The sequence below is a fragment of the Pleomorphomonas diazotrophica genome (assembly GCF_002844595.1).
Taxonomy (GTDB): Bacteria; Pseudomonadota; Alphaproteobacteria; order Rhizobiales; family Pleomorphomonadaceae; genus Pleomorphomonas; species Pleomorphomonas diazotrophica.
Map to the genome: position 1 here is coordinate 86,347 of NZ_PJNW01000007.1, position 8,700 is coordinate 95,046.

Annotated in this window: 13 protein-coding genes; 10 read left to right on the forward strand and 3 right to left on the reverse strand. The window is 66.5% G+C overall.

The features are described from left to right. Nucleotide 1 precedes the first annotated feature (1 nt). From CXZ10_RS11085 to CXZ10_RS11095, 3 genes are all read left to right on the forward strand, one after another. Nucleotides 2-436: a periplasmic heavy metal sensor gene (locus CXZ10_RS11085; protein ID WP_101289224.1), complete on the forward strand. Its 435-nt coding sequence runs from the start codon at nt 2-4 to the stop codon at nt 434-436. 68 nt (nt 437-504) lie between these two features. Further along, entirely contained in the window at nt 505-792 is a 288-nt protein-coding gene (locus tag CXZ10_RS11090) for a hypothetical protein (protein WP_101289225.1), read from the forward strand. Nucleotides 793-803: 11 nt separating this feature from the next. Next, entirely contained in the window at nt 804-1,043 is a 240-nt protein-coding gene (locus CXZ10_RS11095) for a hypothetical protein (protein ID WP_101289226.1), read from the forward strand. A gap of 3 nt (nt 1,044-1,046) precedes the next feature. Here CXZ10_RS11095 and CXZ10_RS11100 read toward each other — a convergent pair whose 3' ends face one another. Beyond that, complete coding sequence (locus tag CXZ10_RS11100; RefSeq protein WP_101289227.1) at nt 1,047-1,784, reverse strand: class I SAM-dependent methyltransferase; 738 nt, start codon at nt 1,782-1,784, stop codon at nt 1,047-1,049. A gap of 422 nt (nt 1,785-2,206) precedes the next feature. Between CXZ10_RS11100 and CXZ10_RS11105 the strand changes: the two genes are divergently transcribed. Together CXZ10_RS11105 and CXZ10_RS11110 are read left to right on the forward strand one after the other, a co-directional pair. Beyond that, nucleotides 2,207-2,623, forward strand: coding sequence for a hypothetical protein (locus CXZ10_RS11105; RefSeq protein ID WP_101289228.1), 417 nt, complete (start codon nt 2,207-2,209; stop codon nt 2,621-2,623). Between the two features lie 8 nt (nt 2,624-2,631). Then, nucleotides 2,632-2,910, forward strand: coding sequence for a hypothetical protein (locus tag CXZ10_RS11110; RefSeq protein WP_101289229.1), 279 nt, complete (start codon nt 2,632-2,634; stop codon nt 2,908-2,910). Nucleotides 2,911-2,997: 87 nt separating this feature from the next. On the opposite strand, the gene CXZ10_RS11115 is transcribed toward CXZ10_RS11110, so the two are convergent. Next, the gene (locus tag CXZ10_RS11115; RefSeq protein WP_101289230.1) at nt 2,998-3,891 is read right to left on the reverse strand and encodes a branched-chain amino acid aminotransferase; all 894 of its coding nucleotides are present in this window, start codon (nt 3,889-3,891) and stop codon (nt 2,998-3,000) included. Between the two features lie 220 nt (nt 3,892-4,111). On the opposite strand from CXZ10_RS11115, the gene CXZ10_RS11120 reads away from it, so the two are divergent. The 4 genes from CXZ10_RS11120 to CXZ10_RS11135 all read left to right on the forward strand — a co-directional run bounded on the left by CXZ10_RS11120 (nt 4,112) and on the right by CXZ10_RS11135 (nt 7,596). Beyond that, nucleotides 4,112-4,639 (forward strand): MarR family winged helix-turn-helix transcriptional regulator, encoded by a 528-nt coding sequence (locus CXZ10_RS11120; protein ID WP_101289231.1) that lies wholly within the window; start codon nt 4,112-4,114, stop codon nt 4,637-4,639. 3 nt (nt 4,640-4,642) lie between these two features. Then, a complete protein-coding gene (locus CXZ10_RS11125) occupies nt 4,643-5,344 on the forward strand; it encodes a response regulator (protein WP_101289232.1) in 702 nt (233 codons plus the stop codon). A 5-nt stretch (nt 5,345-5,349) separates the two neighbouring features. Continuing rightward, entirely contained in the window at nt 5,350-6,813 is a 1,464-nt protein-coding gene (locus tag CXZ10_RS11130; protein WP_101289233.1) for an ATP-binding protein, read from the forward strand. 72 nt (nt 6,814-6,885) lie between these two features. After that, nucleotides 6,886-7,596, forward strand: coding sequence for a methyltransferase family protein (locus CXZ10_RS11135; RefSeq protein ID WP_210199907.1), 711 nt, complete (start codon nt 6,886-6,888; stop codon nt 7,594-7,596). Between the two features lie 75 nt (nt 7,597-7,671). Here the strand turns inward: CXZ10_RS11135 and CXZ10_RS11140 are convergent, their stop codons facing one another. Next, nucleotides 7,672-8,304 (reverse strand): TetR/AcrR family transcriptional regulator, encoded by a 633-nt coding sequence (locus CXZ10_RS11140; protein WP_101289234.1) that lies wholly within the window; start codon nt 8,302-8,304, stop codon nt 7,672-7,674. A gap of 171 nt (nt 8,305-8,475) precedes the next feature. On the opposite strand from CXZ10_RS11140, the gene CXZ10_RS11145 reads away from it, so the two are divergent. Further along, on the forward strand, nt 8,476-8,700 hold a 225-nt coding region (locus CXZ10_RS11145; protein WP_143741516.1), incomplete at its 3' end, for an ATP-binding cassette domain-containing protein.

Genomic DNA, 8,700 nt, shown 5'->3' on the forward strand with positions numbered 1-8,700 from the left:
CATGCGCCTGCGCACACTCCTGATCGCCGCCCTCCTCCTGTCGGTCGCCCTCAACGCCGCCCTCGTCGGCTACGGTTACGCGCTCTACCGCATTCGTCCCTTGGCGCTGCTGTCCGACCCGATACCGCCCCAGATGCTGGACGCCCTGACCGCGCGCCTGCCCGGCGAGGCGGGCGAGATGCTTCGGTCCAGGCTGGAGGCGAGCCGCCCCGTGCTGGAGGCGGAACGGAGCGGCTATCGCGCCGCCCTGGAGAGGGCGGCCAGCCTGATCGCGGCCGAAACCGTCGACACCGGCGCCGTCAAGGCAGCCATCGTCGAAGCACGCGGCCATCGCGGCCTTATGGGCGACGTCTATGTCGATGCCTTCGTCGACATGCTCGCCGTCCTGCCCCCGGCCCAGCGCCGCTCGCTGGTCGAAAGGTTTCGCAAGGGCTGAACGAGGGAAAGCCGCCGGCCGGACGTAGCAGCAAGGTCAAGCCTAACCACCCCCTGGAGATGCTGACCATGCAAACCCGTTTTCGCCTGCCCCTCGCCGTCTTTGCCCTCGCCCTGGGGGCGCTGCCCGCCTCGGCCGGCAGCGTCGTGGTCGTCGCGCCGCCCGTCCGAGTGGCGCCCGCGCCCGTCGTTGTGGTTCCTCCGCATTACTACTATGCTCCGCCTCCGGTCGCCGTGATGCCCTACCCCGTCGCACCGGTCGTTGTGCCCGTCCGCGAGCCGCGCTGCCGGGCCGGCGGCGTGGTCTATGCCGGTCCCAAGCGCACGGTGGTCGGCGCCGGCCGGCGCTGCTGGTGAAGGAGACAAACATGCGACTTCGTGCCCTCTCCGTTGCCCTTGTCTGCCTGTTCGCCTCGGCGGCAGCCGTGGCCGCCCAGGCTCCCTCGCGCTCGGAAATGCGCAAGGCCTGCTACTCCGACTACCAGCGCCTGTGCAGCGACTTCTCGCCGGGAAGTGGCGAGCTGCGCCAGTGCTTCGCCGACCACAAGAGCGAGCTGTCGGCCGCCTGCGCCGACGTTCTGAAAAGGCAGGCCGCCGCCAACGGCTGACCGTCAGCGGGCAAGCCGGTAGATCGAGACATGCGAGCCGGACTCGGCGGTGAACGGCGCTCCCGCCCAGTCCGCCGACCTCTCTTCCAGCTCGAAGCCGGCGAGCTCCGCCATCAGGTCCAGCTCCGTCGGCCAGACGTAGCGGTGGGCGGAGCGCAAGAGGTTCGCCTGCCGGTCGTCGCCGAAGCGGAAGTGATGCGACACGACGCGCTGGTTCAGGAGATCATAGGTATCGAGGCCGATGTAGCCAGGCTGATCGGCGAAGACGACGGCCGTCTGGCCGGGCGGCAGCTTGCGCAGATCGGGAACGCCGAGCTCCAGCACGAAGCGCCCGCCGGCCTCGAGGTGCCGCGCCGCATTGCGGAAGCAGGCGACCTGTTCCCGCTGGCTCAGAAGATTGGTGATGGTGTTGTAGACGAGATAGACGAGGCTGAAGCGGCCCGGCGCCGAGGCCGTGGCCATGTCGCCGACGATCACCGGAATCGTCGCGTCATCGACCTTGCCGCGCAGCTCGTCGATCATCGCCGTCGACAGCTCGATGCCGGTGACCGGGACGCCCTTTTCATGGAGCGGGATGGCGACCCGCCCGGTTCCGATGGCGAACTCCAGCGCCCGGCCGCCGCCGGCCAGCGCGGCGAGCCGGTCGACCATCGGTCCCAGAACGGCGGGCGCGAACATCGCCGCATCGAGTTTGTCGTAGGCTTTGGCCGTCTCGCTGTCCCAGGGATCTGAAAGGGTCATCTTCGCTCCTCTCAAAGCCGAGCCGCCTCAAAGTTGACCGGCGCTTGCAAGGATATAGCCTGTCATATATACGGATCGAACTGACCTGACGCTCGGTTTTCCACGCGAAGGGTGGTCGACGGAGTTTTTCCGTCGTATTGTTTGAGAGCTTTCATTTCGTTCCCTGGCTTTATACAGCATTCCCCCGTTATCCCGATTTCAACGCCGCAAGAGGCGCTGCGTTCCCACAGTACAACAAGACAACGATCCAAGGTGAATGCGGTCACCGTGGCGGCTCGACCGGCCACGAGGCATCGCGGACGTCGCAAGATCAGTACGGCCAGGCTTTCACAGGTCGTCAACCCAAGCCTGACTTTTCGATAAAGCACTGGAAATACTTAGTTTTCATAGTTTCAGGTCACGTAAGCCATATTGAGGATGCCATGCACCCGAAAATACAGGAGCGGCGCGGCGCCGTATTATCCGCGCATCTCTCGGAGATCGACAGGAACATCGAGACCGCTTGCGCCTTGCTTGCCCATCGCGTCCGGCTGGCCGGACAGCTCTGCCTTGGCGAAGACGGCGCCAGACAGCTGGAACGGCAGTTTCGACTGGCGGTGGATTACGTCGTGGCGATTCCGGCCGTCTCCGAAGAGGGGCGGGTTGCCCGCCGTGACCTGATCCGCAAGCTCGGGGAACTCGAGGATTACCTCGCCACCCTGTTCAGCGCCGCCTGGGTCAGGGAGGAGCTGGACGCCGGGCCCGATCGTGGCCTCGACCGCGTCCGCCAGGATGCGAGCCGGCTCGACGACCGGCGGATTTCCGACACCGATCGTGCCTTCGTCTTCTCGTTCAAGTAGGTCGTGACATGGCGCACTGCCCATACTGCCTGAGCCCCGTCTCCAAGACGGATTTCGTCTGCGCCACCTGCGGCGCCGAGAGGGGCTACCTCTACTTCAACCGGCGATCCCGAGGCCTGCTGTTTCTCCTTGCCGCCGGGCTTCTGGGCCCGCTCGCCTTCGTCCTCGCTGTCCTCGTCTACTTCCAAGGCATGGGAATGCCCTTCTGGCTGGCCGCGGCGGTGGCGATGGGTCTCATGATCTTCACGATCCAAAGGCTCGTCACCGGGCCGACCTGGTATCGGTAAGCCTCCGCCCGAGAGGACACGCGAATGCGGAAACCCCGCCGCACTTGCATGCGACGGGGCCTCATCAATGTCGGACCTCAGGACCGGTCACTCGGCGGCGGCGACCTTCTTGGGCTGCACTTCGTCGAGATAGGCGTGCATCAGGAGTTCGCTGATCTTGCCCGGCTTGAAGCGATGCTCGCCGATCTCGGAGATCGGCGTCACCTCGGCGGCGGTGCCGACGAGGAAGGCCTCGGTGAAGGTCGTGAGCTCCTCCGGCAGGATGTGCCGGCGGTTGACCTTGATGCCATGGCGGGCGGCGATCGCCTCCACCGACTGGCGGGTGATGCTGTCGAGGAAGCAGTCCGGATCGGGCGTGTGCAGCTCGCCGTCGCGGACGAAGACAATGTTGGCGCCGGTCGATTCCGCCACATAGCCGCGATAGTCGAGCATCAGGGCATCCGTGTAGCCCTGCGCCTCCGCCGCGTGCTTGGAGATGGTGCAGATCATGTAGAGACCGGCCGCCTTGGACTTGCAGGGGATGGTCAGCGGATCGGGGCGGCGGTAGGGCGCCCAGGTCAGGCGGATGCCCTTCAGCTTCTCGGCCGGGCTGAAGTAGCTCGGCCACTCCCAGACGGCGATGGCCATGTGGATGGTATTGCTGGGGGCGGAGACGCCCATGTTTTCCGAGCCGCGCCAGGCGATCGGCCGGACATAGGCGTCGACCAGGCCCGAACGGGCCAGCGCCGCATTGGTGGCCGCCTCGATCTCCTCAAGGCTGTAGGGCAGCTTGAAGCCGAGGATCTCAGCCGACTCGATCAGGCGCTGGCTGTGCTCCCGGAGCTTGTAGACCTCGCCGCCATAGGCGCGCTCGCCCTCGAAGACGGCGCTGCCATAATGAAGCGCGTGGGTCAGCACGTGAACCTTGGCGTCCTTCCAGTCGACGAACTTGCCGTCGTACCAGATCACACCGTCGCGGCTGTCAAAGGGAACACTGGCCATCTTGAAACTCCCAGACCTTTTCTTTTTTGTCCGCTGTCCGGCACATCCGGACAGTGCACGGCACGGAAGGCGACACGTTTTGCCTCGACGCCGACAAGCGGTTATGCTCGTTGGAGAGAAGCATCTTCAGGGCGCCGAATGTCCGTGACGACCGCGTCATACGAACGATCGTTTCGTCGTGATGGCCATTCAAGTAACAAATGAATCGAAGTATGTCAACATGGCTGCCATAAATTTTCCCCTCGACGCCATCTCCAAAGGCGATGAGCCCGATGCGAGTCGCGAGGATGGCAGCGGCGGAGAGGGGCTCGATCTGGAGCTGATCGAGCTTTTGTTCTTTGCCTACCGCGACTTCGTCGGCGAGGCCGACCACATTCTGGAAGCCATCGGCTACGGCCGGGCCCACCATCGCGTCGTCTATTTCGTGATGCGCAACCCCGGCCTGCGCGTCTCAGACCTCCTGGACATCCTGCAGATCACCAAGCAGAGCCTCGGCCGCGTCCTGAAGCAGCTCGTCGACGACGGCTATATCGAGCAGCGCCCCGGCCCGGTGGACCGTCGCGAGCGGCTGCTCTACGCCTCCGAGAAGGGCGAACGGCTGGCAACCGACCTCTCCGCCCGCCAGAATGCCCGCATCGCCAGGGCGCTTACCCCCTTGCCGCCGGGTGGACGCGCCGTTGTCCGCGACTTTCTGAGCAACATGATCGACGTCCGTGCGCCCGGCGCACCCGCCGGCGGAGAAGACTGACCGATGGCCTCCATTGCCCCAGCCGATGGCGCCAGCCACGTTCTCGTCGTCGATGACGACAGCCGCATCCGCCAGCTCCTCGCCAAATATCTCGGCGGCCACGGCTATCGCGTCACCGCTGCCGCCGATGCCGCCGAGGCCCGGCGCAAGATCTCGGCCATCGAGTTCGACATCCTGGTGGTCGACGTGATGATGCCGGGCGAGGACGGCCTCAGCCTCACCCAGTCGCTCCGGTCGGCGCAGGATGTGCCCATCCTGCTGCTCACTGCCAAGTCGGACGGCGCCGACCGCATTCGCGGCCTCGAAGCCGGTGCCGACGACTATCTCACCAAGCCCTTCGAGCCGCGCGAGCTGCTGCTGCGCCTCAACAACATCCTGAGGCGGCGGCCGCTGCCCGAGGCGCCCTTGACGCGTGAGGAGGTCCGCTTCGGCCGCTTCGTCTTCAACGCCAAGCGCGAGGAGCTCTACGACGGCGAGACGCCGGTGCGCCTCACCGACCGCGAGCGGCAACTGCTCGGCCAGTTCGCGGCGAGCCCCGATGGCACGCTGTCGCGCGAGGCGCTGGCCGGCGAGCCGGGCGAGGTGGGCGAACGCACCATCGATGTGCAGATCAACCGCCTGCGCCGCAAGATTGAAATCGACCCCGGCAACCCCATGTTCCTGCAAACGGTGCGCGGCGTCGGCTACCGCCTGCGCTTCGAGTGAGCGAAATGACGGAGACCCCCGAGCCGGCTGAATCCCGCGGCCGCGTTGCCGCCGGCCTTGACCGGCTGGACGACGCCATCCGTCACGTCCGCCTCTTCATCGCGCGCAACAGCCCGGCCTTCGTGCGCGGTGCCTGGACCGGCGCCGGCCACGCCATCAACCGCGCCCTGCCCAAGGGCCTGCTCGGCCGGTCGCTGCTGATCGTCGTCGTGCCGATGCTGATCCTGCTCGGCGTGCTGACCGGCGTCTTCATGGACCGCCACTGGGTCCTCGTCACCCAGCGTCTGTCCGATGCGGTCGCCGGCTCCATCCTCGGCCTCGCCAGCATCGCCGACAACACCGCCCTCCCCGACGAGCTCCGGGCCGATACCGTCTCCACCGCCGGACGGGCCATGGGGCTGACGGCGGAAATCCTGCCGCCCAGCGAGATCGGCCGGACGCACCGGTCGTCGGCCGACATCGTTCACAGCATGCTGGCCGGCGCCCTCCAGAAGCGCACGCCGCTCAGGCCCTTCTCCATCCACGACCTCTCCGACGGCAACCGCATCGAAGTCAGGATGGTCGTCCATGGCGGCGTGCTCCGGGTCGATTTCGCCCGCAGCCTCGCCTATGCCGCCAACTGGCATTTCTTCCTGGTGTGGATGGTCAGCACCGCCCTGTTCCTGGTGCTGGTGTCGCTGATTTTCCTGCGAAACCAGATCAAGCCGATCGAACGGCTGGCCGCCGCCGCCGACGCCTTCGGCCGCGGCCGGCCGGTGGAAGGCTTCGCACCGACCGGTGCCCGCGAGGTGCGGCAGGCCGCCCACGCCTTCATCGGCATGCGCCGCCGCCTGGAGCGGCAGATCGAGCAGCGCACCACCATGCTGGCCGGCGTCGGCCACGACCTCAAGACCATCCTCACCCGCTTCCGCCTGGGCCTCGCCCTGCTGCCCGATGGCGAGGAGACCGCCGACCTCAGGGCCGACGTCGCGGAGATGGAGGCCATGCTGGAGGCCTATGTCGATTTTGCCAAGGGCGACGCCGACGAGGCGCCGCAGCCGCTGGACGTCGAGGCGACGATTTCCGACTGCCTGCGCCAGACCGCCGAACCGGCCGGGCGGACGGTCCACTTCGCCTTCAGCGGCGATGGCGCGTTGACGCTGCGCCCCACCGCCTTCCGCCGGCTGATCGCCAACCTCGTCGGCAACGCCGTCCGCTACGGCCGCTCGTCCGTCTGGGTCACCGGCGAGCGGCGCGAGGGCTGGCTGTCGGTGACCATCGAGGATGACGGGCCCGGCATCCCCGAGAGCGAACTGGAGGCGGTGTTCCGCCCCTTCTATCGGCTCGATGCGGCGCGCAACCAGGATGTGCCCGGCACCGGCCTCGGCCTTGCCATCGCCCGCGACGTCGCTCGCAGCCACGGCGGCGACATCGAACTCGGCCCGAGCCCGCATGGCGGCCTCAAGGCGACGGTGCGCCTGCCGGCCTGAGGGCGCCAGGGCGCTTGTCCAGTGGTAGAATGGATGCCGCCCCGTGAACCCCTCGCCGGGAAGGAAGGCACCATGGATACGCCCGAACCACCCCGTGAGCCGCCCGCCATGTCGCGGAACAAGGCCATCGCCTATGCCGTCGGCCTGCCGATTGCGCTGCTTCTATTGATCTTCCTGCCGGCTGGCACGCTCGCCTGGTGGCCGGGGTGGATTTTCATTGCCGTGCTGGTCCTCGCCTTCGGCGCATCGGCGCTGCTGCTCGCTTACGTCAACCCGATCATCTTTCGCGCCCGGAGTCGTTTCCAGGAGGGTACCAAGGCCTGGGACAGGGCGCTGCTCGCCGCCATTTTCCCGGCGATCGCGGCCATCCTGCCGGCCGCGGCGCTCGATGCCGGGCGGTTTCACTGGCTGCCTCTGCCGCTCTCGCTCATTGTCCTTGGTTATGCGGCGATGCTCTGGGGCATCGCGGTGACGGCCTGGGCACAGGCGGTCAACCCCTTCTTCGAGCCGGGCGTCCGCATCCAGTCCGAACGCCATCATCGGGTGATCGACGGCGGTCCCTACCGCTTCGTGCGCCATCCCGGCTATGTCGCCGCCATCGCCCTGTTCTTCGGCATGGCGCTGGCGCTCGGCTCGGTCATCGCGCTGCTGCCCGCCGCGCTGGCGTCCGCCCTGCTCGTGCTGCGCACCGCCTGGGAAGACCGGCTGCTCCGGGCCGAGCTTCCCGGCTACGAGGATTTCGCCGGCCGGGTACGCTGGCGACTTCTGCCCGGGGTTTGGTGAGGAACACCTCGCACTGGCACGAGGATGAGGCAATGGCAGGAGCCGCCCGTCTTCCCCCGAATAATCACACTCGCCTCACCTCAGGAAGATCGCCTTGGCCGCTGCCTTGACGATGTTCGCCAGCTCGACCGGATCGGTGGAGATCATCCGCCGGTGGTGCGGCGCCGCCATGGCCAGCGTGATGGAGCTCATCAATAGCGAGAAGAAGACGCTCGGCGCCACATCGACGATGACCTTCTCGCGGATTCCCTCCTCGATCAGCGGCATGGCGTCCTGCCCGAACGGGCCGATCAACCGATCCATCAGCATGTCCATGCGCTCGCCCGGAATCGACGCCTCCTGAAGCAGGAGGCCCGGAAATACCGGCAGGTCGATGGCAACATCGACGACCACCTCGATGAACAGTTCAAGCCGCTGCCGCACGCTCATCCCTGTGTCGTCCTTGATGGACCGGAGCGCGGCGTTGCGGCTTTCATGGATAGCGGCGAGATCGATCATCGCCGACCACAACCCCGCCTTGGAGCCAAAAAGGCGATTGATCAGCGCCATGTCGACACCGGCCTCATCAGCCACTGCCCTGAGCGACGTGCCGTCATAGCCCTTGCGGGAAAACTGATGCATCGCCGCCCTCAGCAGCGCCGTCCGTCCCGACTCCACCGTCTTGGGGCGCCTGCCGGTCCGGCGTCGCGCACCGCTCTCCCCGTCCATGCCCAGCCCTTCCTCCAAAGCCTGTTCCCATCTCTATAGCCCGATCGGCCGATGGGTCGTCCCGCAAAGCTACCTATCACTTCACCATTGACGGTGAAATCAGCCACCCGTATTAAGTCATCAACTGATGACTTTTTGTCGGGCGTGGGAGCGCCCGCATGGGAGGAAAGCATGGCCGACCCAGCCGCCGGGAGCCGCTCCGCGTCGCGCGTGATCCTCGAGATGCGCAACATCACCAAGACGTTTCCGGGCGTCAAGGCGTTGAGCGACGTCAGCTTTTCGGTAGAGGAAGGCGAAATCCACGCGCTCTGCGGTGAAAATGGCGCCGGCAAGTCGACGCTGATGAAGGTGCTGAGCGGCGTCTATCCCCACGGTACCTATGACGGCGAGATCTAC